We start from the raw sequence: 25,315 nt of genomic DNA on the forward strand, positions 1-25,315 counted from the left end.
CACAACACGTGCAACTTCAACGACGATCACATCAAGGGGTTTTATCTATGTCAGCTTCATTGGTTTCCGTGGACAAGGCGATACAGGCGGCGGGGGTCGGCACGTTCCAGTACCGGCTCTTCGTAATTTTCGGCCTGGTGTGGATGGCCGACGCGATGCAGGTGCTGTCCATCGGCTTTAGCGCGCCGTCCATTGCCAAGACCTTCGGCATCACCGTGCCGCAAGCGCTGCAAAGCGGCACGTTCTTTTTCATCGGCATGCTGATCGGCGCGTTTGCGTTCGGCCGTCTGGCCGACCGCATCGGACGCCGCCCCGTCCTGATGGCGGCCGTCATCATCGACGCCTGCGCGGGCGTGGCTTCGGCCTTCGCGCCCGAGTTCACGTGGCTGCTGTTCCTGCGCTTTCTGACCGGCATCGGCGTGGGCGGCACCCTGCCGGTGGACTACACGATGATGGCCGAATTCCTGCCCAGCGACCGCCGTGGCCGCTGGCTGGTGCTGCTGGAATCGTTCTGGGCCGTGGGCACCATCCTGTTGGCCGTGCTGGCGCTGGCCGCCGTGGCCTGGGGCGACGATGCCTGGCGGGTCATCTTCTTCGTGACGGGTCTGCCCGCGCTGATCGGCCTGGTGTTGCGCTTCTATATTCCCGAATCGCCGATGTTCCTGAACCGCAATGGCAAATCCGATCAAGCACGCAAGGTGCTGGAACGCGTCGCGCGCGTCAACCGCAGCAATGTCGACGTGCCGCATCTGCAACCGGAAACGCCCGTGCACGCGTCGATGTTCGCGCTGTTCTCGGCCAGCCACCGGCGCCGCAGCATCGGCCTGTTCCTGGCGTGGGCGCTGATCTCCATCGCGTACTACGGCGTTTTCGTCTACCTGCCGATCAAGCTCAGCACCGCGGGCTTCGCCTTCATGCGCGGCCAGGAATTCCTGGTGCTGCTGGCGCTGGTGCAACTGCCCGGCTTTGCGCTGTCCGCCTACGGGGTCGAACGCTGGGGCCGGAAACCCACGCTTGTCGGCTTCCTGATCCTGAGCGCGGTCGGCTGCATGCTCTATAGCCTGGGCACGTCGCCCGCCGTGGTGATCGGGTCCACCCTGTTGATGAGCTTCTCGCTCCTGGGCACCTGGGGCGCGCTGTACGCCTTCACGCCCGAGGTCTATCCGACCGACCTGCGCGCCAGCGGCATGGGCCTGGCCGGCGCGGTGGCGCGTTTTGGCGGGCTGTTCGCGCCGGCCATCATCGCGCCCATCATGACCAGCCACTTCACGCTGTCGCTGGTGGTGCTGTCCAGCATGCTGGTGGCGGGCGCCATCGCAATCTGGTCGGTGGACGTGGAATCGCGCAACCGCGCATTGGATTGACAGGGCAGCGGCGCGCGCCCTTGCTTTCACCGATGTTGACGGCGACGAACCGGCCTTATGCCGGTTCGTCGCCGTTCAGCATTTTGGTCAACAGAAAATCCAGCGCCAGCCGTTCGGCCGGGTTCAGGTTGCCATACGTGCTTTCGGTGATCTGCATGGCGAACGGCTCCATCTCTTGCACCAGCGCCTGGCCGGCAGGCGTCAGGTTGATGACGACCTTGCGTCGGTCGACGGGGTCGTGATCCACCTTCACCAACTCGCGCTGCTTCAGCCGGTCTACTACCCCACGCACGGTGGCCTGGTCGATCACCGTGGCCTTGACCAGATCCGCAAGCGAACTCGCGCCGTGATCCCGCACCGAACACAACACGACAAACTGCGCGGCTGTGAGCTGGGAGTCGGGTATGTAATGCTGGAACAAGGCGGTATGCCGCTGATAGACACGCCGCAGCAGGTGCCCTATCTGGTCAGAAAACAAATAGCGATCCTTGGTGAACGAGGATTTGCCTTTTACGTTGCGCATAAGCCTATCCGAAGCAATGCCGTGAATATGATGATTCTTGTCAACAGTACACGCTTTGTGCGGTAGCGGGAGATTCGACAAGCTGGGATGTCCAAGATCGCATCCCGTTCTGTTCGCGCTACACCTCAGGGGGTCTCTTGCGTACTCGCCGCGCGCGCCTTCATCAGCCGCCGGCGCGTCATGCTCAGGTGCAGCTGCATGATGTCATGGGCCAGGGCGCCGTCGCGGTCCTCGATGGCCAGGGTCAGGTCCTGGTGGTGGCTCAGGCTCTGCTGCATTTCATCGCGGCTGTACAGGTGAAACGAGCGGATGACGATAGGCATGTCTATCATCGTCGCCAGGATGGACTGCAGGCGGTGCGAGCCGCTGGCCTCCAGCAGGGTGTGATGGAAGACGCGATTCGCGGCCTGCGTCGCGTCAGCCACGCCTGCGCCGCCGGCCTTGATGGCCTTGGCCATTTGTTCGTTGCTTTGCTTGAGCGTGGCCAGCGCGTCGTCGCTGCGGCGCTCCGCGGCCAGTTGGGCGCAGAACGGTTCGAGCCGCAGCCTGAGCTGGAATACTTCCTCGATATCCCACTCGGTCCAGGCGGCCACGTGCACGCCTCTGCCCGATTCGGCCACGGCCAGGCCGTCTTCCACCAGGCGCCGCAGGGCGGCGCGTACCGGCGTGCGGCTGATGCCGAAGGTGTCGGCCAGGGGTTCTTCCTTCAACTGCGTGCCTGGCTTGTATTGGCCCGCCAGGATCCGGTGCTTGAGGGTTTCGTAGGCGAGATGCGAATCGCTGGCCATGGTGTGTAAAGCCGTGCGTGAAGAAAGGAAGGTTTGCGGACAAGTGGACGTGCCGGCGGGGCCCCGGGCGCGATGTCGCGCAGGCTAACACAGGATGCCGTTGCCGGCCGGTGGACCGAAGCGGCGCGGCTAAGGAAATTGTTTTTTAACTGTATTTTCTTGCCCGATGGCATTCAACGGGCATATAAGACGGACTGGCGCGATCAACGCTGTATTTTGTGCGGTTGCACAATTCCGTATCAGGGTTTACCAGCATTGGCGGGCATGCGTCCGTACACCCACAATGGCGCCTATTGTATTTTTTTTGTACATCATGGACATCACCATCATAGGTGGCGGGGAAGTGGGTCGGTGCTACGCCGACAGCTTGGGAGACGCGGGCCACCGCATCCTGGGCATCTGCGACACCCGCCCGTCGGAGACTTTGAAGCAATACTGCGAGGCCAGGGGCATCCCCCTGCACGACGACCTGGGGCCCTGGCTGGGCCAGGCGCAGGTCGTGATCAGCGCGGTATTCGGATCGGTGGCGCTGGAGACCTGCGCCCGCGCCTTGCCCTACATGGCCGACGGCGCGCTGTATGCCGATTTCACGACGGCCAGCCCGCAGGACATGCGCGCCGCGGCCGAACTGGCCGAAGGCGATAACGTCGTGTTCGCGGACGTCGCCATTACCGGTGCCATCAGCCTCGGGAAGGGCAAGACCCCGCTCCTGTGCGCGGGCCATGGCGCACCGGAGATCGAAACCCTGATGCGCGGCGCGGGCGCGCCTATCCAGCAGGTCGGCACGCAGGCGGGCGACGCCGCGACCTTGAAACTGCTGCGCAGCGTGTACACGAAAGGCTGCGAAGCGCTGGCGGTGGAATGCCTGGTCGCGGCCGAGGCCAAGGGCCTGCGGGAGGACCTGTATCGCGTGCTGCAGGACATCGAACAGCAATCGCTGCGGGTCTTCCTGGAAATGCTGGTGCGTACCCACGTCGTGCATGCCCGCCGCCGCCTGGCGGAAGTGCGGGAGGCCACACGGCAACTGGAACGCGATGGCTTGTCGCCGCGCGTCATGCCGGGCGTCGCCGCGCTGTTCGAGCGCACGGCGGACGCGCTGGACGGTACCGAGGATGCCAGCTCCGTGGCTTCCAGCCTGCGCTGGCTGGAGCAACTGGCGCGACGCGAATGATCGACTTGCCCTGATCCCTGACCGGGCTGGGCCGCAGTTCAAAGAACAAGCACACCGAGAGGACGACAACCATGAAATACCCCGCATATCTCGCGGCATGCGCCGCCCTGGCCTGCGCCGTCAACGTGGCCGGCGCCGCCGACCTGGGCTCATCGCCCATCACGCTGATTTCACCCTTCCCGCCAGGCGGCGGCACAGACACGCTGACGCGCATGCTCGGCGCGGCGGTGGCGGCCGACACGGGCTGGAACATCGTGGTCGAGAACAAGCCCGGCGCCGGCGGCAACCTGGCGCTCGATTCGGTCGCACGAGCGAAACCGGACGGCCATACCTTGGTCATGGCGCAGACCGACAACGTCGTGCTGAATCCGTGGCTGTACAAAAAGCTGACCTACGACACCTTCAAGGATTTCAAGCCGGTCGTCCTGGTGGCATCGTCGCCGAGCGTCTACGTGACCATGCCCAAGTCGCCGTACCACACGATTGACGACGTGGAGAAGTTCGCCAAGAAGAATCCCGGCCGTCTTTCCGTGGGCGTGCCCGGCGTCGGTTCGAGCGGCGACCTGATCAGCCAGCTGTGGCGCAAGGAGGCGGCCATCGACATCATGACCGTGCCGTATCGCGGCTGGGGCCAGGCCTTTCCCGACCTGTCCAGCGGCCGGATCGACATCTACAACGGTTCCGTCGCCACGCTGCTGTCGCAGATCAAGGGCGGCGCCGTGCATGCGATCGGCGTCGTGGCGGACCAGCGTTCGCAATCCCTGCCTGACGTGCCTACCTTTGTCGAGAAGGGGTACAAGAAGATCGACCAGACCATCTGGTGGGGATTGATGGCGCCTGGGCAGACGCCCGACGACGTGGTCCAGCAGCTGAATGCCGCGGTGAACAAGGCCATCGCCAAGCCTGATTTCGTGGCGAAACTGCGTGACGCCGGTTATCAGGCGCTGGGCGGCACGAGCGCCGATTTTGCCAAGCGCTACAAGCAGGACTATGACGCCTTCGGCGCGGTCATCACCGAGTCCGGCATCGAGAAGCAATAGGGCCGGGCCTTGTTCCCCTGCCGACCGTCCATCCAAGAAGGAATTGAAGCGATGATAGGTTTCGAGATCCATACCCGCCAGCGTGCGGTCAGCGCCCAGACCGTGGCGGATTTTCGCGGCCTGCCCGTGGCCAACGTGAGCGACGTGATGTCGCGCATGACGGCCGGCGGCCCGACGCTGCGCCCCATGCACGACGGCACCTATATGGCCGGTCCGGCCCTGACCGTGCGTTGCCGCCCCGGCGACAACCTGCTGGTGCACAAGGCCCTGGACTTGGCAAAGCCGGGCGACGTGGTCGTGGTCGATGCGGGCGGCGACCTGACCAACGCCATCATCGGCGAGATCATGGTGGCCTATGCCACCCGGCGGCAGCTGGCCGGCATCGTCATCCACGGCGCCATCCGCGATTCGGCCACGCTGCAGCGCGGCAGCTTTCCGGTGTTCGCCGCCGGCGTGACGCACCGCGGGCCCTACAAGGATGGTCCCGGCGTCATCAATGGACCCGTGTCCCTGGCCGGCATGGTGATAGAGCCCGGCGACCTGGTCATCGGCGACGAAGACGGCCTGCTGTGCGTGCCTTATGGACAGGTGGACGAGGTGCTGGCGGCCACGCGCGAGAAGCATCACGTCGAAGAGAAGATGATGGCGGACATCGCTGCGGACCGGCTGGACACGAGCTGGATCGATGCGCGGCTGAAGACCCTGGGGTGCATGGGCGTCTGATCGGGTCGGCGGCGGCCGGCCATCTGACCGGCTCACCGGCCCGGTGGCCGCGTAGCGGGCGTACATCTTCCGGTCATCCAAGGCCTCTACAATCGGCGCTTCCGCCCGATGACCCGTCCCATGACCGCCCACGTCACCGCCGTCAGCGCCAGTCCGGCGCATGCATTCTCCAAACAGGTCCTGCCTTCCATCACGCTGGTTGCCGGCTACGGCGTGCAGGACGACGCGCATTACGGGATCACGGTCCAGCACCGCTCGCGCGTGGCGCGGGATCCCACGCAGCCGAACCTGCGGCAGGTGCATCTGATCCACAGCGAGCTGTTCACCGAGCTGGCCGGCAAGGGGTTCGAGATCGAACCGGGCCAGCTGGGCGAGAACGTCACCACCGTCGGGATAGACCTGCTGGCCTTGCCGGTGGATACCGTCCTGCATATCGGCGAGCAGGTGAGCCTGCGCGTGACCGGCTTGCGCAATCCCTGCATCCAGCTGGATACCTATCGGCAAGGCCTGACGGCGGCGGTGCTGGATCGCGCCCCCGATGGCAGCCTGGTGCGCAAGGCCGGCGTGATGAGCGTGGTCCTGACCGGCGGGACGGTACGGGCGGGCGATGCGATACGCGTGGTCCTGCCGGCGGAGCCGCATCGGCCGCTGGAAAGGGTCTGAGCGTCCTATAACACCCGCGAATGCCGCTTAACGCCGCGTCGGCGTTCGTTTGGCTGCGGGCCGTCCGCGTGAAGGCGCCTGTTTGCCGATGCGATCCTCCAGGAACTCGATCAATGCCTGGACGCGGGCCGTGCGGCCGATGCGCGTAGGCACCAGCATCACGATGGGCGCGCTGTCGAACTCCCAATCGGCCAGCACGCGAACCAGCCTTCCGGCGGACACCGCTTCCGCGGCATCCCATTCGGATCGCAACACCAGTCCCAGCCCTTCTTCGGCCCACTGTCGCGCGACCACGCCATCGTTGGTGGAGTACGCCGGCGCGATACGCAGGGTTTCCTGTTCGGCGCGCCGCTGCCCGCGTCCGGCGCTGCGCGGGCGCACGTGCCACAAGGTGACGTCCTCATTGTTTTCGCGGATGCAGATGCAGCTGTGCCGGACCACGTCGCGCGGCGTGCGGGGCACGCCATGGGTGCGCAGGTAGGCGGGGCTTGCGCAGAGCCAGCGTTCGTTGGATGCCAGGGTACGCGCGATCCAGGACGAATCGCGTACCGCGCCGATATGGATGATGGCGTCCGCATCGTGCCTGTCGGGCCAGGGCGTTTCGCGCAGCTCGAGCTCCAGGCGCAGGGCAGGATGCGCCCTGGCGAACTCGGCGATCAAGGGCGCGATGTGCTGGCGTCCGTAGCCGAATGGCGCCGAGACGCGCAGCGTGCCGGTCAGCTGGCGGGCATCCTGCCGCAGGGAATCGCACAGGCTGTCCAGCTGCGCGAGCATCGCGCTGGCGTCGCGGGCGAAACGCTCGCCTTCGGCCGTCAGGCTCAGCCGTCTGGCGGTGCGCGAAGCCAGTGTCACGCCCAGCGTGGCCTCCAGTTTCCGCAGCCTGATCGACAGGGCCGGCGGCGTGACATCGAGCGCGCGCGCGGCGGCGGTCAGCGACGTTCCGTTCAGCAATGCCGCCGCCAGTTGCAGGTCATCGATCTGGATCATCATTAAATTTTTTTTAACGATTGATGTCGGAGCATTAAACCACGGCGGCAGTTCTGGCAGGTAGAGTGCGGCTCATGAACACGACCTCCACCCCTACCTATCCACGCGCGGTGCTGTTCGATCTGCTGACGGCGCTGCTGGACTCCTGGACCGTCTGGAACGCTGCCGCCGGCTCGGAGGAGCATGGCCGCGCATGGCGTGCCAGGTATCTGCAGCTGACCTACGGCTGCGGCGCCTACGAGCCCTACGAGGCGCTGGTCCGCCAGGCGGCGCGTGACACCGGCCTGCCCTTGTCGGCGCCCGCCGCGCTGGAGGCGCACTGGGACGAACTGCCGCCCTGGGATGGCGCGCGCGAGCTGCTGGCGGCGTTGCGGCCGCACTGCAAACTGGCCGTGGTGACGAACTGCTCCCGCGTGCTGGGGACGCGGGCCGCGGCGATCATGGGTATCGATTGGGATGTCGTGGTGACATCCGAAGAGGCCGGCTTCTACAAGCCCGATCCGCGTCCCTACCGGATGGCGCTCGATCGGTTGGGGATCGAGGCGTCGGACGCCGCTTTCGTCGCGGGGTCGGGCTACGACATGTTCGGCACCGCGGCGGTCGGGCTGAGGACGTTCTGGCACAACCGCGTCGGGCTGTCATTGCCGGCGGGCGCCAGGGCGCCGGACGCGCAGGCCGCGACCTTGGCGCCGGCCTTGGCCTGGCTGCAATCCCTGCATGCAAGTCCACCCGCGTCATCCTGACCTGGAGTCCGCCGTGATTCGTATCCCCCTGACTCGCACCCGCCTTGCGCGCGCCTCGATAGCCGTCGCCGCGCTCGCGTTCGTCGGCCTGCTCGCCGAACCGGCCCACGCCCAGGCGCCGGCGGCTGACTTTCCGCAGCGTGCCGTGACCCTGATCGTGCCGTTTCCTCCCGGCGGGCCCAGCGACGCGCTGGCGCGCGGTTTCGCGCAGCAGATGGGCAAGCGCCTGGGCCAGGCGGTGATCGTCGAGAACCTGGCAGGGGCCGGCGGCACCATCGGGCTGGCCAAGGTGGTCAGGTCGGCGCCCGATGGCTATACCCTAGGCTTCGGCACCATAGGCACGCATGTGGCGAACGTGGCGCTCTACAAAAAGCTGCCCTACGACCCGATCGCGGATTTCCAGCCGGTCGGCCTGGCCGGTTCCGCGCCCATGCTGCTGCTCGGCAAGGCCAACCTGCCGGCCAACAATCTGCGGGACTTCGTCGCCTGGCTGGGCACCAACAAGGACAGCGCTTCCTACGGCAGCGCCGGCGTGGGATCGATTTCGCACTACGGCTGCGTGCTCCTGCTGGCGTCGCTGAAGGTCAACGTGACCCACGTGCCGTACAAGGGCGTGGCGCCCGCGATGAATGACCTGATGGGCGGACAGACCGACTTCATGTGCGACCAGACCACGACGGCATTGCCGCAGGTCGCCGGGAGCAAGATCAAGGCCCTGGCGGTGCTGTCGTCGTCGCGGCTGCCGCAACTGCCGAACGTCGCCACGGCGAGCGAGGCGGGCTACGCGCTGAACGTGCAGGCCTGGAACGCCATCTTCGCGCCACGCGGCACGCCCGCGCCGGTCATGGCGCGCCTGACCGCGGCGTTGACGGCGTCTGCGGCGGACCCGGATTTTCGTAGACAGATGCAGGGCGTGGGTGTCGACCTGCCGTCCGGCGCCGGCGCGGCCCCGGACGTCGTGACCGGCCTGATCACGCGCGGTTTGCGCGACGACGTTCCCGCGCTCAAGGCCAAGGTCGATACGCTGGATTAATGCACTCATGAACGCCACTTTGAACACCATCGATACGCCCGCCGCCATCATCGACCTGCCGCGCGCCATGCGGAATATCCGGCGCATGCAGGACCGCATGGATACGTTGGGGGTCGCTTTCCGGCCCCATGTGAAGACCTCGAAATGCGAGAACGTCGTCCGCGCGCAGGTGGACGCGGGCGCGCGTGGCATTACCGTGTCCACGCTGAAAGAGGCGGAGCAGTTCTTTGCGGCCGGGATCGATGACATCCTCTATGCCGTGGGCATGGCGGCGCATCGGTTGCCGCTGGCCCTGGCGCTGCGCCGCCGTGGATGCGATCTGACCATCATCACCGACAGCGTGGTGTCCGCGCGCCAGATCGCCGAGTTCGGCCGTGAGCAGGACGAACGGTTTCCCGTGCTGATCGAAGTCGATACGGATGGCCACCGGTCGGGGCTGCATCCCGATAGCGACGAGCTGCTGGCGGTTGCGGCGGTGCTGCATGAGGCCGGCATGCAGGTCAAGGGCGTGATGACCCATGCGGGATCGAGCTATGAACTGAACACGCCGGAAGCCTTGGCGGCGCTGGCGGAGCAGGAGCGCGCGGGATGCGTGCGCGCGGCGGAACGCGTGCGCGCCGCCGGTATTCCGTGTCCGGTGGTCAGTGTAGGCTCCACGCCCACCGCGCTGAGCGCGACGGACCTGCACGGCGTGACGGAAGTCCGCGCCGGTGTGTACGTGTTCTTCGACCTGGTCATGCACAACGTCGGCGTATGCGCCATGGACGACATCGCCTTGAGCGTGCTGGCGACCGTGATCGGCCACCAGGCGGAAAAAGGCTGGGCCATCGTCGACGCCGGTTGGATGGCCATGAGCCGCGACGTCGGCACGTCGAAACAGCAGCGCGATTACAAGTACGGTCAGGTCTGCGGCATCGACGGGCAAGCGCTCGACGGCTATCTGCTGATCGGCGCCAACCAGGAACATGGCATCGTCGCGCGCGCCGGTGGCGCGGCGGACGGCATCGACGACATCGTCGCCCGCTTTCCCATCGGCACGCGCCTGCGCATCCTGCCTAACCACGCCTGCGCCACGGGGACGCAGTTCGAGCAATACCAGGCCTTGTCGGCGGACGGCAAGCTGGACGCGTGGGGACGCTTTCACGGGTGGTGATCGGCCCTTCTCTATAATCATCGTCCTGCTTTTCCGTGCTCAACGGCGTTGAGAATATTTGAGAGCCCTTAAGTAGCAAGGGATGAGTGGCAAGCGATGATTGTGAGTGGTGGCGCCAGCACGCATATCGTCATCGTCGGCGCCGGCATCGTGGGCGCGTCGGCGGCGTATTTCCTGCGGCAGGCGGGGTGCGACGTGACGGTGCTGGACGCGGCGACGCCGGCGGCCGGGGCGTCGGGGGCATCGGATGGATTGGTGTCGGTGGGCAGCAAGAAGCCCGGCTTCCTGATGAATATCGCCCGCCATGCGCGCGATTTCTACATCGAACTGGAAAGCCAGGGGCTGCTGCGGGGATTGTTCCAGCAACGACCGACCTTCCTGTTCGCGCGCAACGAGGCCGAGGCGGAGATCATGGCCTTGCACGGGCGAGACTTGCAGCATGCCGGAGTGCGCGTGGAAAGCCTGGATGGCGCGGGGTTCGCGCGGGCGGTGCCGGGCGTGTCGCACGCGATGGTGGCTGCCCTGGCGGTGCCCGACGATGGCCACGCGCTGGGCTACCAGATCGTCGATCGCATGCTGAAGCAATCCGGCGCGCGCGTGGTGCGGCAGGCGCCCGTGCGCCGCATCAAGGCCGAGCGCGGCCGGGCCTTGGGCGTGGCGACGGATGCCGGCGACTATGACGGCGACGCGGTGCTGATCGCCGCCGGCCTGGGGTCCACCGCGCTGGCGGGCCTGGGCGACATCCTCATTCCCCGCAAAGGCCAGATCATCATCACGGACCGGGCGAGCGACAATGTCGCCGCCTTCGCTGGGCCGCTGATGTCCGCCGCCTACCTGGCCGCGAAACGCAATGCCGATGCTTCCAGGCGCGACCCGGTCAGCCTGGTGATCGATCCCTTGAACACCGGGCAGCTATTGATCGGTGGCACGCGCGAGGACGGCCTGGCGGACCGCGAGACCACCGTGAACCACGTGTCGCGCATCCTGCGGGAAGCGCTGGCCGTCTATCCACCGCTGGAGAGGCGCCGCGTGATACGTACGTTTTCGGGTGTGCGCACCGCCAGCGTCGATGGCCTGCCTATCGTCGGCAGGCATCCCACGATCGAAGGGCTGACGATCGCCACCGGATTCGAAGGCGACGGCATCTGCCTGGGTCCGCTGATGGGCCGCCTGGCCGCCGAGATCGCGCTGGGCCGCGGCTGCGACCTGGATATCGACGCATTGTCTCCGGGGCGCTTCGCCACCACATCCACCATATCCGCCGCGTTCCCCGCATCCGCAGCGGCCGGAGCCCGACCATGAACCACTTCCACTGGAACGAAACGGCGATTCCATTCCGTCCCGGCGAAACGGTGGCCCTGGCCTTGCGGCGCGCCGGGGTCGAACACTTCGGGCCCGCCGCTGGCGGTCAACAGGCCCGCTACTTCTGCGGCATCGGGCAATGCCAGGCCTGCCTGGTGTCGATCGACGGCGGTGCCGCGGTCGAGGCCTGCCTGACACCGGCGCGGCCCGATGCGGTCGTCGCGCCGGGCGCGTTCCAGGGAGAGCGGCATGTCGGCCCATGACGACCGGCACGGCGCGGGCACCCCGGCCGGCATCGACGTACTCGTGGTGGGCGCCGGCCCCGCCGGCGTCAGCGCGGCGATCGAAGCGGCCAGGCGCGGTGCGCGGGTCTTGCTGGTGGAGCAGCGTCCCCATGCGGGCGGCGCCATCCACCGCGCAGCGCATGACGGCGGTCCCAGCGCCGTGCCCATGCCGGCACGGCACAAACGCAATTGGGCCAGGCTGCTGCGGCAAATGGCGGCGCTGTCCGATCGCATCCGACTGCTGACGTCGACGGTGTTCCTGGGTATCGACGGCGACGGCGTCTGCATGCTCGACAACCGCACCGCCGGCCAGGTGAAACTGGTCCGGGCGCGGGCCGTCATCTACGCCATCGGCGCCACCGAGCGCGCGCCGCACGTCCCCGGCTGGGAGTTGCCCGGCGTCGTCACGGCCGGTGGCCTGCAGGTGCAGATGAAGGAAAGCGGGCAGGCGCCGCAAGGCCGCATCCTGGTCGCCGGCAATGGCCCCCTGCCGCTGGCCCTGGGCGCGCAACTCGCCGCGCTGGGCAATGCGCCGGTGGCGGTGCTGGAGGCTGCCGACCCCTGGCGGAAGCTGTGGCGCCGGCCGCTCGCGATGGCTGGCCTGGCGACGGGTCCCTGGCAATTGCTGGAGGCCGCCGGCTACTTCCGGCGCCTGCGCGCGGCGCGGGTGCCTTACCTGACGGCTGTCTCCGTCAGCGCAATCAGCCGCGTGGATGGCCAGCTACGTGTCCGCACCCAGGCCTCGCGCGAAGCAGCGCGGGACTACCAGGTCGACGTGCTGGTGCTGCATGCGGGGCTGGCCTGCAACGATCGGGGCATTCCGCGTGGCGACCTGCACGGGATCGTCATCGGCAGGGCCGGCGACTGCCATCGCATCCTGGGGGCGGACGCCGCGTTGGACGAGGGCCGCCGCGTGGCGGCGGTGGTCATGGCCAGGCTCGCCGGCGCGCCGCCGCGCGCGCCGCGGCGCCTTGCCGCGGAGGTTTTCCAGGAATCGGTATGGCGCCTGTACGAAAACGCCCGGCCGCCCGTGGATGGCGATACGATACTGTGCCGCTGCGAAGGCGTGACCGCCCGCGATCTCGCGGTCCGGGACCTGCCTTCCGCGCGCGAGACCCGGCTGGTCGGCCGCATCGGCATGGGCCTGTGCCAGGGACGCTATTGCGCCCATGCCGCGACCAGGGCGGGCGACGACGCGAACGCCCTGACGCTGGCCGAGATCGACGGCGATGTCCCCCGCTGGCCCATCCGCCCCGTCTCCGTGAAGGCGTTGGCCGACGCCGGGGACCTATGAACGAACGACCGCGCCACGCCTGCCCACCCGACTCCACTCCATCCGGTTCGCCATGACCTCCAACCCGACTTCCCGTCCTGTCGTCCACGGCCTGACGCTGGGCGTGCTCATGCTCGATACACGTTTCGTGCGCTTCCCCGGCGAGATCGGCAACGGCGCAACGTGGTCCGTGCCGCTGCAGTACAGGATCGTGCGCGGCGCGACGCCGGAGCGCGTGATCCAGGATCGGGGCCGGGGCCTGCTGGATCCCTTCGTCGACGCCGCGCTCGAACTGGTCGACCTGGGCGTGCGCGGCATCACCACCAGTTGCGGTTTCCTGGCCCTGTTCCAGCGCGAACTGAGCGAGCGCCTGCCGGTGCCGGTGGCGACCAGCTCCCTGCTGCAGGTGCCCATGGTGGCGAGCATGCTGCCGGCCGGCCGGCGCGTGGGCATACTCACCATCGATCGCCAGTCCCTGACCGCGGCGCATCTTGCCGCCGTCGGCGTCGACCCCGCTACGCCCATCGTGGGCATGCCGGAAGAAAGCCTGTTCCGCCGCGTCTTCACCGATCGGGCGGCGCCCGACGAGGCGGACTACGCCGTCCTGGAAAAGGAGATGGTGGACGCCGCGCGTGCGCTCATGGCCCAGCACCCGGATGTGGGCGCGATCGTCTGCGAGTGCACCAATATGCCGCCCTTCGCCGCCGCCGTCCGCGCGGCGACCGGCGTGCCGGTATTCGACGTGGTCGGCATGCTGAAGTGGTTCATCGGCTCGCTGCGGTAGGCCGGCTTTTATTCAGGGTTTGCCCGCATTGCCGCCGGCATCCTGGCCGGCAGGGTGGGCAATTCGGCAACGTCCGGGCCATCGGATGCCAAAATCCCCGCGATTTCCGGGCCTTCGGGCCCTGGTGGACGGATGGGCGCGATTAGAATGCCTTCCGGTGGATATGTCCGGGCCTGACGCGCCGGACGTTCTTGACGCTTCCAGGCGCTTACGCCTTCAGGAGAATTCCTTGATCACACGTAGAAGTTTCGTATCGGCCACCTGCGCGTTCGGCCTGGGATCGATGATCTCGATGCCGGCGCTGGCGCAGACGGAATCGACCATGGCGCGCATCAAGCGCACCAAGGTCCTGCGCACCGGCTTCGTCGCGGGCGCCGCGCCTTACTTCGTCAAATCGGTCGCCACCGGGCAATGGCAGGGGTTCTGCGTGGACTTCGCCAATCAGCTGGCCGAATCCATGGGGGTGAAACTGCAGGCCATCGACACCACCTGGGGCAATGCGGTGCTGGACCTGCAATCGAACAAGATCGACTGCATGTTCGGCCTGGCGCCCACGGAGCAGCGCAAGAAGACCGTCGGCTTCACCGATCCGCTGTTCCAGAACACCTTCACGCTGGTCGCCAAGAAGGGCTTCGATCCCAAGACGTGGGACGATGTGAACAAGCCGGAAGTCCGCCTGTCCGTCGACCAGGGCTCCAACCAGGACACCTTCGCCACCCAATCGCTGCCCAAGGCGACGCTGAACCGCTTCGAGACCTCGGGCGACGCCACGCTGGCGCTGCAGACCGGACGCGTGGATGCGCAGGTCCTGGTCATCCTGCTGGCCGCCACCGTGTTGTCGAAGTCGCCCCAGCTGGGCCATCTGGTGATCCCCACGCCGGCCGCCACCGCGCCCACCGCGATCGGCGTGCAGAAGGAGCCCGACCAGGCCTTCACCGAGTACGTCAACCAGTGGCTGACTACCGAGCGCTCGAAGGGCCTGATCAAGCAGACCATCGTTGACAACATGCAGAAGCTGGCCGGCGTGGATCCCAAGCTGTTCCCCAAGGAAGCCACGTTCTGATCGGCGGGGATGGGCGCCACGGCGGCGCCCTCCCCGCGCACAGGCCGCGCCATGCCCGGGGCGCGGTCCACCATAGCGGCAATATCAAGGAGTTGTTGTGTACCACTGGGACTTTGGCGCGGTCTGGGTCTATCACAAGCTGTTGCTGAGCGGCCTGGCCTATACCATCGTGTACACGGTCATCGTCGTGGCGGCCGGCCTGGCCGTCGGGCTGGTCGTCGGCATCGGGCGGGTGCGCGCGCCGCGTTTCATCGCCGGCATCCTGCGCGCCTATGTGGAAGTGTTCCGCTGCACGCCGGTGCTGGTGCAGCTGATCTGGTTCTATTACGCCCTGCCCATCCTGACGAATATCGAGATGTCGCCCACCAGCGCGGCGGCGCTGTCGCTGACCCTGTACGGCGGCGCCTTCTATTCGGAGATCGTGCGCGCCGGCATACTGGGCGTGGACTGGGGGCAGACCGAAGCGGGACTGGCCATGGGCATGCGCAACAAGCAGGTCATGCGGCGCATCATCCTGCCGCAGGCCTTTCGCCACATGGTGCCGCCGCTGATGAGCCAATCCATCATGCAGTTGAAGAACACCTCGCTGCTGTCGGTGATCGCGGTGCCCGACCTGCTGTACCAGGCGCAATCCGCCGCGCACGATTCCTATCGTCCGCTGGAGATCTACACCATCGCCGCCGTCTGCTATTTCGTGGTGCTGTTCCCCGCGACGCTATGGTCCAAGCGCATCGAGAATCGCCTCGCCAAGCAGGACAGGAGCGCGGCATGAGCGACGCGATGATAGAGATCGGCAATCTCAGCAAGCGCTTCGGCGACCATGTGGTGCTGAAGGACATCTCGCTGCGGGTGCCCAAGGGCACGGCGGTGGCGATGATCGGGCCGTCGGGCTCGGGCAAGTCGACGCTGCTACGCTGCATCAACCTGCTGACCATGCCGGACGGCGGCACGATACGCGTGGGCGAACGCAGCATGGATTTCAACAGCGGCCAGGGCCGCCGCATGCATGAGAAGGAGCTGGCCAGCTACCGTGCCACCACGGGCATGGTGTTCCAGCACTTCAACCTGTTCCCGCACATGACGGTGGTGCAGAACGTCATGGAAGGGCCGGTCACGGTGAAGCGAGTATCCAAGCCCGAGGCTCGCGAGCAGGCCATGGACCTGCTGACGCGCGTGGGGCTTGCCGCCAAGGCGGATAGCTACCCGGACATGCTGTCGGGCGGCCAGAAGCAGCGCGTGGCGATCGCGCGGGCCCTGGCGCTGCGGCCTGAGGTCATGCTGTTCGACGAGGCGACGTCCGCCCTGGATCCCGAACTGGTCGGTGAAGTGCTGGCGGTCATCAAGGCGCTGGCGGAAGACGGCATGACCATGATCCTGGTCACGCACGAGATCGCTTTCGCGCGCGAGGTCGCGGACCAGGTGGTCTTCATGCGCGACGGCGTCGTGGTCGAAGCCGGGTCCGCGCGGCAGGTGATCGACAATCCCGCGCAGCCGGCCACGCAGTCATTCCTGGCGCGGTTCAACAGGTCCTGACGGCGGCTCAAAGTTGACGGCTAGGAGATGGCGTCCGCCAGTTCCAGGCGATTGCCGCCCAGCGACTTCGCGCGATACAGGGCGCGGTCGGCGGCGGCAAGTGCTTCCGCCAGTGCGGCAGCCTTGTTGCCGCCGACGCCGGCGTCGCCACGATGAGCATCCAATCGCGCCAGGCCTATGCTGACGGTGGCCGGCATGCCGAGGCCAGCGATGCGGTCGGAGATCGTTTCCGCGAAACGACGGGCGACGGCTTCGCCCAGCGCCTGCGCCCGCGGCGCGTCGCGGCCCGCCAGGAGGGCCGCGAATTCTTCGCCGCCGATGCGCGCGAGGACCACGTCCGGCCCTACCACGCCGCGCGCGATTTCAGCGAAGGACTTCAGTACTTCGTCGCCGGTCTGGTGGCCATGCAGGTCGTTGATCGCCTTGAAGTGGTCCAGGTCGAACGCGAGTATCGACAGCGGCTGGCGGCCGTCTTCGCCGCTCGCGATGCGTGCGCTTTCTTCAAAGAACCAGCGGCGGTTGCCCAGGCGCGTCAGGTAGTCCGTACGCGATTCGCGCAGCAGCTGGCCGTGGGATTCTTCACGCATGAGCTTGAGCAGGCTCATCGGCAGCAGGACCGAATACAGCACGCCTTCGTACATCGTGATCTTGCTGGCCACCAGCTGTATCGCGCCGCCGTAGTCGGTCACCAGCCAGGGCAGGACCAGTGCCCTGCCGGCATAGGCCAGGGCGTGCACGCTGGTCACCGCGGCCACGATGTAGCGCGACGGCAGGGACTTCATCGCGGGACACCGCAGCATCTCCCACGCCGTCATGCCGCTGACCGCGGCGATGGGGATCGCGCTCAGGTAGTTCCATATGACGTCCTGCCAGCGCGTGCCGCCGGCCAGCCACACCAGCGCCATGGCGATCAGCAGGCCGGCCGACGCGGCGCGGTGACGGCGACCGCTCAAGGACGCGACGCCTTCGAGCACGAGCAGGTATCCGCTCAGGATGACCAGGTTGCTGATGGCCGAGCCGGCGGCGCCTGGCAACTCGCGCCGGAACAATGCGGCGGCGCAGCCGACCGCGATCACCGCGAAGGCGGCGGCCAGGGTGCGGAGCGTGCCGCCGCGCGCGGGATTGCCGCGATGCTCCCAGAACATCATCCCGGCGCTGGCCAGGAGCGTGCCGATGGCGAGCAGATAAAGCGTCAACAGGTCCAAATGCATTCGGGGAGCGCCGGCCGATACGGCGATTGGTGCAAGGGGTGAGGGCGTACGTCGCCGGGACGGGCGGATCGCCGACGCGCCGCCATGACGCGGGCATAAATCGTCAATCGGAGAAATCTTATTATTGCCCGTAAATTATGTAATTAATTGCAGGGTTGCGATTTTATCGGGGTATGGTGCGTCCCCGGGCCCAGCCGCGCGACCAAGGATGAGCATCCAGCAAAGTCCGCGCGCTTATTGCAGTCCGTCCCCCTAACGGGTGCCCGCTCGCGCGATTAACCGTGCGAAACATCTGAAACGGCGGCGCGTCTAGGAATAGGACGAGCCGAAGGTACCCTTGGGGCGTTCATTACAAGGCGCACAACATGCCAAGCCCGCTGTCTCCTAACCTCTACACTCCTGCCGTCCCGATCCGTGGCTCGCGCGGCCCTGGCCGGGCCGCCGCCGCCCTCGCGCTCGGTTGCCTGGCCTTGGCAGGCTGCTCCAGTGGGACCAAGCCGGCCTATCCGGAAACCTTCCAGGATACGAGTACCTATTCGCGTGCGTATCCAGCCGGCGATTCGGCCACCTGCGAAGCGGCGCGTCGCGCGCTGCTCAGCCAGGGCTACACCATAGGCAAGGCGCAGAAGGACGGTGTGGAAGGCCAGAAGAACTTCCAGGTGAAGGACGACGACCAGCAGCACCAGGTGATTTCCTTCCATGTGGTCTGCACGTCCGACCAGCAGGCATCGCCTCACACCACCGTCTTCGTCAACGCGGTGCAGGACCGCTACATCATCAAGAAGACCAGCGCGTCGGCGGGTGTCGGGCTCAGCGTGCTGGGGTCGGTGTCGATGCCCTTCGGTTCCTATGAGGATTCGCTGTCCAAGGTGAGCAGCGAGACCATATCCGCGCCTGCGTTCTACGAGGGATTCTTCGACCTGGTGCAGCGCTATCTGCCCCAGGCCGAGGCTGGCGGCAAGCTTGCTCCGCCGCAAGGGGCCGCCGCCAATGGGACGGGGGCCACGCCGTCGCCGGCTCCTACGCCCGCATCCCCGCCCGCGCCCACGCCGGCGGCGAAGGGCGCGGATGCGCCGGCCGACAAGGCGGCGACTCCCGCCGCGCCCGCTGCCGCCGCACCGGCCGTCGGCGACACCGGCAATACGGGCCAGGATGCGGGCGCCGCCAAGCCGGCCCAGGACCCGGGCGTCAGCACGGACGCCGGCCAGGACGCCAGCAAGGACCCCGGCAAGGCCACGAATCCGTGACGCGCCGGGCCTGGCGCCGGCAGTCCGGCGCTCAGGTCCCGCCGGCCTGCTGCGTGTCCAGGTCGCGCACCTCGGCCACCGATGCCTGCGTGCCGGGGATTTCGGAGCCCCGTATCGAATGCCCGGCGGTTTCGACGACATGCCTTAGCGCCCAGGCGCCGACGACGCAGGCGGCCATCATGTAGTACGCCGGCACCATGCTGCTGCCCGTGCGCGCGATCAGCCATTCGTTGACCGCCGGCGCGGTGCCGCCGAACAGCGAGGTCGAGACGTTGTACGCGATGGCGAAGCCGGCAAAGCGCACGTGCGTCGGGAACATGGCCGGGAAGGTGGCCGAGATGGTCGCCAGCTGCGGCACATAGAACAGCCCCAGCACCGCGTAGCCGATGATGGCGCCCGCCAGGCCCGCCGCCATCAGGTGGAACATGGGGATCGCCAGGACGAACAGCCCGACCAGCGACACCCACCATACCGGCTTGCGGCCAACGCGGTCGGACAGCCGGCCGATGAAGGGCAGGCAGACCATCATGAACACCATGCCGATGATGGGCACGATCAACGCTTCCTGCGTGCTCAACCCCAGCTGGTTGGCGAAATAGGTGGGCGCGAAGCTGAGCAGCGTGTAGTTGACGACGTTCAGCGCCACCACCAGGCCCGCCATGGACAGCACCTGCCCTTTGTAGTCCGTGCATACTTCCTTGACGCCGCCCTTCTGCGGTTCGGCATTCTGGTTCAGGGCCTCTTCCGCTTCGCGGAACACCGGCGTTTCCTTCAGGCGCGAACGCAGGTACATGCCGACCATCCCCATGGGCAGCGCCATGAAGAACGGAATGCGCCAGCCCCATGCGTGCATGGCCGCATCGTCCAGCGCGACCGAAAAACCCAGCATCAGCAAGGCGCCCAGCGAAAAGCCGCCCAGCGTGCCCAGTTCCAGGAAGCTGCCGCAGAAGCCGCGCTTGCTGTCCGGCGCGTATTCCGCCATGAACGTCGCCGCGCCGCCGTACTCGCCGCCGGTCGAGAACCCCTGCACCATGCGCAACAGGATGAGCAGCGCCGGCGCCCACAGGCCTATGGTTTCGTGCGTGGGGATCAGGCCGATGCAGACCGTCGCGCCCGACATCAGCAGGATGGTCAGGGCCAGTACGGCCTTGCGTCCCAGGCGGTCGCCGAGCGGCCCCCAGAACAGGCCGCCGAAAGGACGCATCAGGAAGGATATGGCGAAGGTCGCCAGCGCGAACAGCGTGGCTTGCTGCACATCGCCGGGAAAGAAAGCCGCGGAGATGTACGACACGCCGTAGGCGTAGATGCCGTAGTCGAACCATTCCGTGGCGTTGCCGATCGCCGATGCGGCGATGGCGCGATTCAATACGTGTTTTGGGGCTTGCGGTATGGCTTTGGATATCGCCATCGATACTCCTGTTGTTGACGTGGATTTGCGGGAGGATGAAGCGCGGCGGGCTTACGATGGATGGGCTCGCATCGCCCGTCCATGCTTGTGGAAGCTCATGCACGCAGGACGACGGATGCTCCGACTCCATGCGCGCAGCGCAAAGGAAAGCCGCTATGAAACCGGTCAAGACGCCTGGTCCCGATCACCCGATCACTGTCGAGCACAATCCGAGACGCGTGGTCGTAACGCTGGCGGGGCGCGTGATCGCCGATACGCGCGAGGCGCTGACCCTGCGCGAGGCCAACTACCCAGCGGTGCAGTATATCCCCCGCAAGGACGCGGACATGGCGAGCCTGCAGCGCACGGATCACGCCACGTATTGCCCGTACAAGGGGGATTGCGCGTACTACAGCATTCCGCATGGCGGCGCGCGCGCGACGAATGCGGTGTGGACCTACGAAAACCCGCATCCCGCGGTGGCGGCGATCGCGGGGCACCTTGCCTTCTACCCCGATCGCGTCGACGCGATCGAGGAAAAGGACTGAGCTACTCGTACGTCTTGCCCAGCGCCAGCAATTCGGGCGTGCCGATCAGCGCGTTGAGCTGATCGAAGTCCAGCATGGCGTCGCGCCACGGCGCGGTGGTGCCGTGTTCGCGCAGGCTGCCGTAGTAGCGTTGCAGCATGTGCGATACGGCGCGCGCGGTGCCGCCCGGGAAGATGACGATGGAAAAGCCCTTGGCGGCCAGCTCGGCCGCGCTTTTCACCGGCGTCATACCGCCTTCCACCATATTGGCCAGCAGCGGCACGCGCTTGCCGAAGCGCTTGCAGGCGGCTTCCATCTGTTCGTCGGTGCGGAGCGCTTCGACGAAGATCGCGTCCACGCCGCACTCCAGGTACTGCTCGGCGCGTTCCAGCGCCGCGTCCAGGCCCTCGACGGCGACGGCATCGGTGCGCGCCAGGATCAGGGTGTCGGCGTGGTGGCGCGCGTCCAGCGCGGCGCGCAGCTTGCCGCGCATCTCCGCCACCGGGACGACGCTCTTGCCGTTCAGGTGGCCGCAACGCTTGGGAAAGCCCTGGTCTTCCAGCTGGATCATCGCGGCGCCGGCGCGTTCGAAGCCGCGTACCGTGCGCTGTACGTTCAGCGCATTGCCGAAGCCGGTATCGCCGTCGACGATGACCGGGCAGGCCACGCGTTCGGTGATGCGGGCCAGCGTCTGTTCCACTTCGGTATAGGTGGTCAGGCCCACGTCGGAGCGGCCCAGCCGCGTATAGGCGATGGATGCGCCAGACAGGTACAGCGCATCGAAGCCGGCCTGTTCGGCGATGAGGGCCGACAGCGCGTCGTAGATTCCAGGCGCCAGTACGGCTTGCCCGGCGGCGAGTTTCTGTTTCAGGTTTTGCGGCATCATGCTCTCATGGGATTGGGTTTCAGCGTGCCGTCGGCCAGGCGGCGTTTCAACAGGTTCAGCAGGCCGCCGGCCTGAACCATGTCCCGCAGGAAATCCGGGATGGGTTCGCAGGGCAGCGCGGTGCCGTCGGCGCGCACGACGCGGCAGGCATCCAGGTCGATGGCGATCGCTTCGCCTTCCTGGATGGCTTCGGCCTCGGGGCAGGTCAGCAACAGCAGGCCCACGTTGTAGGCGTTGCGGAAATACAGGCCGCTGAAGCTGGGCGCGATGACGGCGCGCAGGCCGAGCGCGACCAGCGCGGACGCGGCCTGCTCGCGCGAAGAACCGATGCCGAAGTTGGGGCCGGCGACGATGACGTCGCCCGGCCGGACTGCGGCCGCGAAGTCGGGGCGTACCCGCTCCAGGCAGTGGCGGGCGATTTCGTCGATGCCGAATTTCATGTAGGCGCCGGGCGCGAGCTGGTCGGTGTCGACGTCGGCGCCCAGGCGCCAGGCTCGGTGCGTGGTCATTGCAGCATCTCCCTGGGGTCGATGAGGTGGCCGGCCACGGCGGCCGCGGCGACGGTGTAGGGCGAGGCCAGGTACACCTGCGCGGTGCGCGCGCCCATGCGGCCCTGGAAATTGCGCGCCGTGCTGGCGATGACGTTGGCGCCTTCGGGAATCGACCCGCCGTAGCCGGAGCAGGCGCCGCACGAATTGGGCAGCAAGGTCGCCCCCGCGTCCACCAGCGCCGCCATTACGCCTTCGCTGTCGGCCTGGCGCTGGTCGCGCAGGCTGGCCGGGGCGACCATCAGCGACATGCCCGGCGCGATGCGCCGGCCGCGCAGCACGCTGGCGGCGGCGCGCAGGTCTTCCAGCTTCGCGCCCGTACAGGCACCGATGTAGGCGACCTGCATGGGCGTGGCTTCATAGTCGGCGATCGGGCGCGAGTTGGCGGGGCTGTGCGGCGCGGCGACGTGCGGCGCCAGCGTGCTGGCGTCGAAGCGGTAGCGTTCGGCCTGCGCGTCGGCGTCGGACTGCCAGCGTGCGACGTCGATGGGTTCGCCGACCCCCGCCTGCGCCAGATAGGCGGCCGTCGTGTCGTCCGGGGCCACCAGCCCGACCTGCGAGCCGATCTCCGCCGACATGTTGGACAGCGTCATGCGCTCCTGCATCGACAGCGCCCGCACGGCCTCGCCGCAAAATTCCACCGCCTGGTAGCGGCCGCCGTTCATGCCGAAGCGGCCGATCATGTGCAGCATCATGTCCTTGGCGGTGACGCCCGGCGCCAGCGCGCCGTCCCATTGCATCATCAGCGTTTGCGGCACCTGGATCCAGATCTCGCCGCTGGCCACCACGCCCAGCATTTCCGTACTACCCACGCCGAACATGTAGGCGCCGAACGCGCCGCCCGTGGGCGAGTGCGAGTCCCCGCCCACGCACAGCATGCCCGGCCGGATGTGCCCATGTTCGGGCACGACCACGTGGCAGATGCCGACGGAGTCGTACACGTGCGGCAGCGCCTGCTCCACCGCCCAGTCGCGGGCGATGCGGACGATCTTGCGCGATTCGTCGTCCGCCTCCGGCACGTAGTGATCCATGACCAGCACGACCTTGTCGCGGTCCCAGATGCCGGTGCCGAGCGATTCCAGCATGGGCTTGAGGCGGCGCGGACCGCTGGAATCGTGGAACATCGCCAGGTCGACGCGGCAGGTCACGATGTCACCCACGGCGACGGCGGCGCGGCCGCTGGCGGCAGCCAGCAGTTTCTGGGCCAATGTCTGGGAAGGCATGGAAGTCTCCGTTATGTCCTTATTTCATGGCGCGCGGCATTACGCACTAGGCCCGGCGGGGCCCGGCCCGGCGGGCAGCCACACCGGCGTGCCGGCGGTTTCGTGGGCGGCCATGTCCAGGCGATATTCGAAACGATCGGGACGGTAGCGGGCGTCCAGGTATTCCACCGGCCTGCCGGCGGCGTCGCGCACCAGGCGTCGGATGTTCAGCAGCGCGGAGGCCACCGGCACGCCCAGGGCTTCCGCTTCGGCCGGATCGGCCAGTACCGCGCTGATGGCCTGCTCCGCGCCCGAGACGCGGATGCCCAGTTCGCCGAAGATCTGCAGCAGCGGCTTGCTGCCCAGCGCCTTGCGCGAGATGCGGCGGCCGATGGCATCCGGCACGTAGGTGCGCAGATAGGAGAAAGGCTCGCCCTGGTGGCTGCGTACGCGTACGGAACGATGGACCATGGCGCCGGGTGGTACTTCCAGGCGCGCGGCGACGGCCGGCGGCGCGGCCTCGGTCGACAGATCCAGCAGCTTGACCTGGGTGCTCATGCCCATCCGGGCCAGATGCGCCATCAACGCGTCCACGGTGCCGCCCCGCTGCGGCGCCGATAGCTGGGACGGCGCCTGGGCGAACGTGCCGCGCCCCTGGCGCCGCGCGATCAGGCCGTCGCTGGCGAGCGCGTCCAGCGCGCGCCGCACCGTCAGGCGCGACACGCCGTATTCCTGGGCCAGCGCGTTCTCGCCGGGCAGCGGCTGGTCCGCCTGGTACACGCCGTCCAGCAGGCGCTGGCGCAGCAGCAGGTAGACCTTGTGATAGAGCGGCAGCGGGCTGTTCATGTGTCCTTCGTGAGTGCGGGCATGCGCGGCGCTCCGGGCCTGCCTTATTCCACCGTGGCGCCCGTGAACTTCACCACTTCCGCATAGCGGTCGATGTCCTCGTTGACGAATTTAACGAGTTCTTCTGGCGTGCTGCTGACGGCCGTGGCCGATTCCCGTTCCAACAGTCGGCGGAAATCCGGCGCCGCGACGGCCTTGCGCGCGGCGTCGTTCAGCTTGGCCAGAGTGTCGGCGGGCAGTTTGGCCGGTCCGAACAGTGCGAACCACGCGTTGGACTCGAAGCCCTTGATGGTGTCGCCGATGGGGGGCACGCCGGGCAGCGATTCCAGCGGCTTGGCGCTGCTGACGCCGAGCGCCTTCAGCGATCCGCTCTTGACGTGCGGGATGACGTTCAGGGTACTGCCGAACATCATGTCCACCTGGCCGCCCAGCAGGTCGGTCACGGCCGGCGTCGTACCCTTGTAGGGAACGTTGATGATGTCCAGGCCCGCCATCATCTTCATGCGTTCGCCCGCCATGTGCAGCGACGAGCCTATGCCGCCCAGGGCCATCGTGTACTTGCCGGGATGCGCCTTGGCCAGCGTTATCAGTTCCGCCATGTTGCTGGCGGGAAAGTCCTTGCGCGCTACCAGTACGCTGGGAACGCTGGCCAGCATGCTGATGGGCGTGAAGTCCTTGCGCGGGTCGAAGGGCAGGTTCTTGTACAGGCTGGCGTTGATGGAGAAGCTGTTGAAGCTCACCAGCAGGGTATTGCCGTCGGCCGCGCTCTTGGCGACGTAGTCCGCGGCGATATTGCCGCCGGCGCCAGGGCGGTTTTCGACGATCACGGTGCGCCCCAGTTCCTTGCCCATGGTGGTGCCTATGCTGCGCGCGACGGTGTCGGTGGTGCCCCCCGGTGGCGCGCCGACCACCAGCTTGATGGGCGGCGTCTGCTGGGCGTGGGCGGGGATGGTGGCGCTGGCGGCGGCCAGGGCCGCGATGGAAATGGCGAAGGCGCGGCGAGAGGCTCGCATGTTGTCTCCTGTATAGTTGTA

The 25,315-nt window shown here is 67.2% G+C and carries 27 protein-coding genes; 17 read left to right on the top strand and 10 right to left on the bottom strand.

Annotated elements, in window-relative coordinates; all coding sequences use genetic code 11:
* Nucleotides 1-47 precede the first annotated feature (47 nt).
* A complete protein-coding gene (locus CAL12_RS01150) occupies nucleotides 48-1,364 on the top strand; it encodes an MFS transporter (RefSeq protein WP_086062801.1) in 1,317 nt (438 codons plus the stop codon).
* A 55-nt stretch (nucleotides 1,365-1,419) separates the two neighbouring features.
* Here the strand turns inward: CAL12_RS01150 and CAL12_RS01155 are convergent, their stop codons facing one another.
* Together CAL12_RS01155 and CAL12_RS01160 are read right to left on the bottom strand one after the other, a co-directional pair.
* Nucleotides 1,420-1,887, bottom strand: a complete 468-nt coding sequence (locus CAL12_RS01155; RefSeq protein ID WP_086062802.1) for a MarR family winged helix-turn-helix transcriptional regulator — start codon at nucleotides 1,885-1,887, stop codon at nucleotides 1,420-1,422.
* A 125-nt stretch (nucleotides 1,888-2,012) separates the two neighbouring features.
* Entirely contained in the window at nucleotides 2,013-2,675 is a 663-nt protein-coding gene (locus CAL12_RS01160) for a GntR family transcriptional regulator (RefSeq protein ID WP_086062803.1), read from the bottom strand.
* Between the two features lie 313 nt (nucleotides 2,676-2,988).
* Here CAL12_RS01160 and CAL12_RS01165 point away from each other — a divergent pair, with 313 nt between their 5' ends.
* The 4 genes from CAL12_RS01165 to CAL12_RS01180 all read left to right on the top strand — a co-directional run bounded on the left by CAL12_RS01165 (nucleotide 2,989) and on the right by CAL12_RS01180 (nucleotide 6,272).
* On the top strand, nucleotides 2,989-3,846 hold the full coding sequence (locus tag CAL12_RS01165; protein ID WP_086067605.1) for a DUF1932 domain-containing protein: 858 nt from the start codon (nucleotides 2,989-2,991) through the stop codon (nucleotides 3,844-3,846).
* A 71-nt stretch (nucleotides 3,847-3,917) separates the two neighbouring features.
* Nucleotides 3,918-4,886: a Bug family tripartite tricarboxylate transporter substrate binding protein gene (locus CAL12_RS01170; RefSeq protein WP_086062804.1), complete on the top strand. Its 969-nt coding sequence runs from the start codon at nucleotides 3,918-3,920 to the stop codon at nucleotides 4,884-4,886.
* Nucleotides 4,887-4,937: 51 nt separating this feature from the next.
* Nucleotides 4,938-5,609 (top strand): RraA family protein, encoded by a 672-nt coding sequence (locus CAL12_RS01175; protein WP_086062805.1) that lies wholly within the window; start codon nucleotides 4,938-4,940, stop codon nucleotides 5,607-5,609.
* 120 nt (nucleotides 5,610-5,729) lie between these two features.
* Nucleotides 5,730-6,272, top strand: coding sequence for an MOSC domain-containing protein (locus tag CAL12_RS01180; protein WP_086067606.1), 543 nt, complete (start codon nucleotides 5,730-5,732; stop codon nucleotides 6,270-6,272).
* A 27-nt stretch (nucleotides 6,273-6,299) separates the two neighbouring features.
* Here CAL12_RS01180 and CAL12_RS01185 read toward each other — a convergent pair whose 3' ends face one another.
* Nucleotides 6,300-7,259 carry a LysR family transcriptional regulator gene (locus CAL12_RS01185; protein WP_086067607.1) on the bottom strand — a complete coding sequence of 320 codons (960 nt, stop codon included), beginning with the start codon at nucleotides 7,257-7,259 and terminating at the stop codon, nucleotides 6,300-6,302.
* A 74-nt stretch (nucleotides 7,260-7,333) separates the two neighbouring features.
* Here CAL12_RS01185 and CAL12_RS01190 point away from each other — a divergent pair, with 74 nt between their 5' ends.
* From CAL12_RS01190 to CAL12_RS01235, 10 genes are all read left to right on the top strand, one after another.
* Nucleotides 7,334-8,002: an HAD family hydrolase gene (locus CAL12_RS01190; protein WP_086062806.1), complete on the top strand. Its 669-nt coding sequence runs from the start codon at nucleotides 7,334-7,336 to the stop codon at nucleotides 8,000-8,002.
* Nucleotides 8,003-8,015: 13 nt separating this feature from the next.
* Nucleotides 8,016-9,035: a tripartite tricarboxylate transporter substrate-binding protein gene (locus tag CAL12_RS01195; protein WP_232464664.1), complete on the top strand. Its 1,020-nt coding sequence runs from the start codon at nucleotides 8,016-8,018 to the stop codon at nucleotides 9,033-9,035.
* Nucleotides 9,036-9,042: 7 nt separating this feature from the next.
* Nucleotides 9,043-10,188, top strand: a complete 1,146-nt coding sequence (locus CAL12_RS01200) for a DSD1 family PLP-dependent enzyme (protein ID WP_086062808.1) — start codon at nucleotides 9,043-9,045, stop codon at nucleotides 10,186-10,188.
* A gap of 96 nt (nucleotides 10,189-10,284) precedes the next feature.
* On the top strand, nucleotides 10,285-11,490 hold the full coding sequence (locus tag CAL12_RS01205) for an NAD(P)/FAD-dependent oxidoreductase (protein ID WP_086062809.1): 1,206 nt from the start codon (nucleotides 10,285-10,287) through the stop codon (nucleotides 11,488-11,490).
* Entirely contained in the window at nucleotides 11,487-11,753 is a 267-nt protein-coding gene (locus CAL12_RS01210; RefSeq protein ID WP_086062810.1) for a 2Fe-2S iron-sulfur cluster-binding protein, read from the top strand. Before CAL12_RS01205 ends, CAL12_RS01210 begins: the two co-directional genes overlap by 4 nt.
* The gene (locus tag CAL12_RS01215; RefSeq protein ID WP_157792853.1) at nucleotides 11,740-13,068 is read left to right on the top strand and encodes an FAD-dependent oxidoreductase; all 1,329 of its coding nucleotides are present in this window, start codon (nucleotides 11,740-11,742) and stop codon (nucleotides 13,066-13,068) included. The genes CAL12_RS01210 and CAL12_RS01215 overlap by 14 nt, the downstream gene beginning before the upstream one ends.
* A 52-nt stretch (nucleotides 13,069-13,120) precedes the next feature.
* Entirely contained in the window at nucleotides 13,121-13,831 is a 711-nt protein-coding gene (locus CAL12_RS01220; protein WP_086062812.1) for an aspartate/glutamate racemase family protein, read from the top strand.
* A 229-nt stretch (nucleotides 13,832-14,060) separates the two neighbouring features.
* Nucleotides 14,061-14,894: a transporter substrate-binding domain-containing protein gene (locus CAL12_RS01225; RefSeq protein WP_232464665.1), complete on the top strand. Its 834-nt coding sequence runs from the start codon at nucleotides 14,061-14,063 to the stop codon at nucleotides 14,892-14,894.
* Between the two features lie 97 nt (nucleotides 14,895-14,991).
* Nucleotides 14,992-15,666, top strand: coding sequence for an amino acid ABC transporter permease (locus CAL12_RS01230; RefSeq protein WP_086062814.1), 675 nt, complete (start codon nucleotides 14,992-14,994; stop codon nucleotides 15,664-15,666).
* Nucleotides 15,663-16,427: an amino acid ABC transporter ATP-binding protein gene (locus CAL12_RS01235; RefSeq protein ID WP_086062815.1), complete on the top strand. Its 765-nt coding sequence runs from the start codon at nucleotides 15,663-15,665 to the stop codon at nucleotides 16,425-16,427. The genes CAL12_RS01230 and CAL12_RS01235 overlap by 4 nt, the downstream gene beginning before the upstream one ends.
* A 20-nt stretch (nucleotides 16,428-16,447) precedes the next feature.
* On the opposite strand, the gene CAL12_RS01240 is transcribed toward CAL12_RS01235, so the two are convergent.
* Nucleotides 16,448-17,638 (bottom strand): GGDEF domain-containing protein, encoded by a 1,191-nt coding sequence (locus CAL12_RS01240; protein WP_086062816.1) that lies wholly within the window; start codon nucleotides 17,636-17,638, stop codon nucleotides 16,448-16,450.
* Between the two features lie 365 nt (nucleotides 17,639-18,003).
* On the opposite strand from CAL12_RS01240, the gene CAL12_RS01245 reads away from it, so the two are divergent.
* Entirely contained in the window at nucleotides 18,004-18,885 is an 882-nt protein-coding gene (locus tag CAL12_RS01245; RefSeq protein WP_086062817.1) for a DUF2242 domain-containing protein, read from the top strand.
* A 31-nt stretch (nucleotides 18,886-18,916) separates the two neighbouring features.
* On the opposite strand, the gene CAL12_RS01250 is transcribed toward CAL12_RS01245, so the two are convergent.
* The gene (locus tag CAL12_RS01250) at nucleotides 18,917-20,293 is read right to left on the bottom strand and encodes an MFS transporter (protein ID WP_086062818.1); all 1,377 of its coding nucleotides are present in this window, start codon (nucleotides 20,291-20,293) and stop codon (nucleotides 18,917-18,919) included.
* A 155-nt stretch (nucleotides 20,294-20,448) separates the two neighbouring features.
* Between CAL12_RS01250 and CAL12_RS01255 the strand changes: the two genes are divergently transcribed.
* A complete protein-coding gene (locus CAL12_RS01255) occupies nucleotides 20,449-20,820 on the top strand; it encodes a DUF427 domain-containing protein (RefSeq protein ID WP_086062819.1) in 372 nt (123 codons plus the stop codon).
* Nucleotide 20,821: 1 nt separating this feature from the next.
* Here the strand turns inward: CAL12_RS01255 and CAL12_RS01260 are convergent, their stop codons facing one another.
* From CAL12_RS01260 to CAL12_RS01280, 5 genes are read right to left on the bottom strand one after another with little or no spacing between them, the layout of a single operon-like run.
* The gene (locus CAL12_RS01260) at nucleotides 20,822-21,685 is read right to left on the bottom strand and encodes an isocitrate lyase/PEP mutase family protein (RefSeq protein ID WP_086062820.1); all 864 of its coding nucleotides are present in this window, start codon (nucleotides 21,683-21,685) and stop codon (nucleotides 20,822-20,824) included.
* The gene (locus tag CAL12_RS01265) at nucleotides 21,682-22,194 is read right to left on the bottom strand and encodes a LeuD/DmdB family oxidoreductase small subunit (protein ID WP_086062821.1); all 513 of its coding nucleotides are present in this window, start codon (nucleotides 22,192-22,194) and stop codon (nucleotides 21,682-21,684) included. Before CAL12_RS01265 ends, CAL12_RS01260 begins: the two co-directional genes overlap by 4 nt.
* Nucleotides 22,191-23,456, bottom strand: a complete 1,266-nt coding sequence (locus CAL12_RS01270; RefSeq protein ID WP_086062822.1) for a 3-isopropylmalate dehydratase large subunit — start codon at nucleotides 23,454-23,456, stop codon at nucleotides 22,191-22,193. Before CAL12_RS01270 ends, CAL12_RS01265 begins: the two co-directional genes overlap by 4 nt.
* Nucleotides 23,457-23,495: 39 nt before the next feature.
* Complete coding sequence (locus CAL12_RS01275; protein ID WP_086062823.1) at nucleotides 23,496-24,281, bottom strand: GntR family transcriptional regulator; 786 nt, start codon at nucleotides 24,279-24,281, stop codon at nucleotides 23,496-23,498.
* 44 nt (nucleotides 24,282-24,325) lie between these two features.
* On the bottom strand, nucleotides 24,326-25,294 hold the full coding sequence (locus CAL12_RS01280) for a tripartite tricarboxylate transporter substrate binding protein (RefSeq protein ID WP_086062824.1): 969 nt from the start codon (nucleotides 25,292-25,294) through the stop codon (nucleotides 24,326-24,328).
* Nucleotides 25,295-25,315 lie beyond the last annotated feature (21 nt).

Origin of the sequence: Bordetella genomosp. 8, assembly GCF_002119685.1 — a bacterium.
Lineage (GTDB): Bacteria > Pseudomonadota > Gammaproteobacteria > Burkholderiales > Burkholderiaceae_B > Bordetella_C.

Bases quoted from the DNA above. Each gene is read 5' to 3' on its own strand.
- CAL12_RS01160 (WP_086062803.1), bottom strand. From the start codon at position 2,675: ATGGCCAGCGATTCGCATCTCGCCTACGAAACCCTCAAGCACCGGATC.
- CAL12_RS01270 (WP_086062822.1), bottom strand. From the start codon at position 23,456: ATGCCTTCCCAGACATTGGCCCAGAAACTGCTGGCTGCCGCCAGCGGC.
- CAL12_RS01170 (WP_086062804.1), top strand. From the start codon at position 3,918: ATGAAATACCCCGCATATCTCGCGGCATGCGCCGCCCTGGCCTGCGCC.
- CAL12_RS01280 (WP_086062824.1), bottom strand. From the start codon at position 25,294: ATGCGAGCCTCTCGCCGCGCCTTCGCCATTTCCATCGCGGCCCTGGCC.
- CAL12_RS01245 (WP_086062817.1), top strand. From the start codon at position 18,004: ATGCCAAGCCCGCTGTCTCCTAACCTCTACACTCCTGCCGTCCCGATC.
- CAL12_RS01180 (WP_086067606.1), top strand. From the start codon at position 5,730: ATGACCGCCCACGTCACCGCCGTCAGCGCCAGTCCGGCGCATGCATTC.
- CAL12_RS01235 (WP_086062815.1), top strand. From the start codon at position 15,663: ATGAGCGACGCGATGATAGAGATCGGCAATCTCAGCAAGCGCTTCGGC.
- CAL12_RS01240 (WP_086062816.1), bottom strand. From the start codon at position 17,638: ATGCATTTGGACCTGTTGACGCTTTATCTGCTCGCCATCGGCACGCTC.
- CAL12_RS01260 (WP_086062820.1), bottom strand. From the start codon at position 21,685: ATGATGCCGCAAAACCTGAAACAGAAACTCGCCGCCGGGCAAGCCGTA.
- CAL12_RS01205 (WP_086062809.1), top strand. From the start codon at position 10,285: ATGATTGTGAGTGGTGGCGCCAGCACGCATATCGTCATCGTCGGCGCC.
- CAL12_RS01165 (WP_086067605.1), top strand. From the start codon at position 2,989: ATGGACATCACCATCATAGGTGGCGGGGAAGTGGGTCGGTGCTACGCC.
- CAL12_RS01190 (WP_086062806.1), top strand. From the start codon at position 7,334: ATGAACACGACCTCCACCCCTACCTATCCACGCGCGGTGCTGTTCGAT.
- CAL12_RS01200 (WP_086062808.1), top strand. From the start codon at position 9,043: ATGAACGCCACTTTGAACACCATCGATACGCCCGCCGCCATCATCGAC.
- CAL12_RS01255 (WP_086062819.1), top strand. From the start codon at position 20,449: ATGAAACCGGTCAAGACGCCTGGTCCCGATCACCCGATCACTGTCGAG.
- CAL12_RS01155 (WP_086062802.1), bottom strand. From the start codon at position 1,887: ATGCGCAACGTAAAAGGCAAATCCTCGTTCACCAAGGATCGCTATTTG.
- CAL12_RS01175 (WP_086062805.1), top strand. From the start codon at position 4,938: ATGATAGGTTTCGAGATCCATACCCGCCAGCGTGCGGTCAGCGCCCAG.
- CAL12_RS01150 (WP_086062801.1), top strand. From the start codon at position 48: ATGTCAGCTTCATTGGTTTCCGTGGACAAGGCGATACAGGCGGCGGGG.
- CAL12_RS01215 (WP_157792853.1), top strand. From the start codon at position 11,740: ATGTCGGCCCATGACGACCGGCACGGCGCGGGCACCCCGGCCGGCATC.
- CAL12_RS01210 (WP_086062810.1), top strand. From the start codon at position 11,487: ATGAACCACTTCCACTGGAACGAAACGGCGATTCCATTCCGTCCCGGC.
- CAL12_RS01220 (WP_086062812.1), top strand. From the start codon at position 13,121: ATGACCTCCAACCCGACTTCCCGTCCTGTCGTCCACGGCCTGACGCTG.
- CAL12_RS01265 (WP_086062821.1), bottom strand. From the start codon at position 22,194: ATGACCACGCACCGAGCCTGGCGCCTGGGCGCCGACGTCGACACCGAC.
- CAL12_RS01275 (WP_086062823.1), bottom strand. From the start codon at position 24,281: ATGAACAGCCCGCTGCCGCTCTATCACAAGGTCTACCTGCTGCTGCGC.
- CAL12_RS01185 (WP_086067607.1), bottom strand. From the start codon at position 7,259: ATGATCCAGATCGATGACCTGCAACTGGCGGCGGCATTGCTGAACGGA.
- CAL12_RS01250 (WP_086062818.1), bottom strand. From the start codon at position 20,293: ATGGCGATATCCAAAGCCATACCGCAAGCCCCAAAACACGTATTGAAT.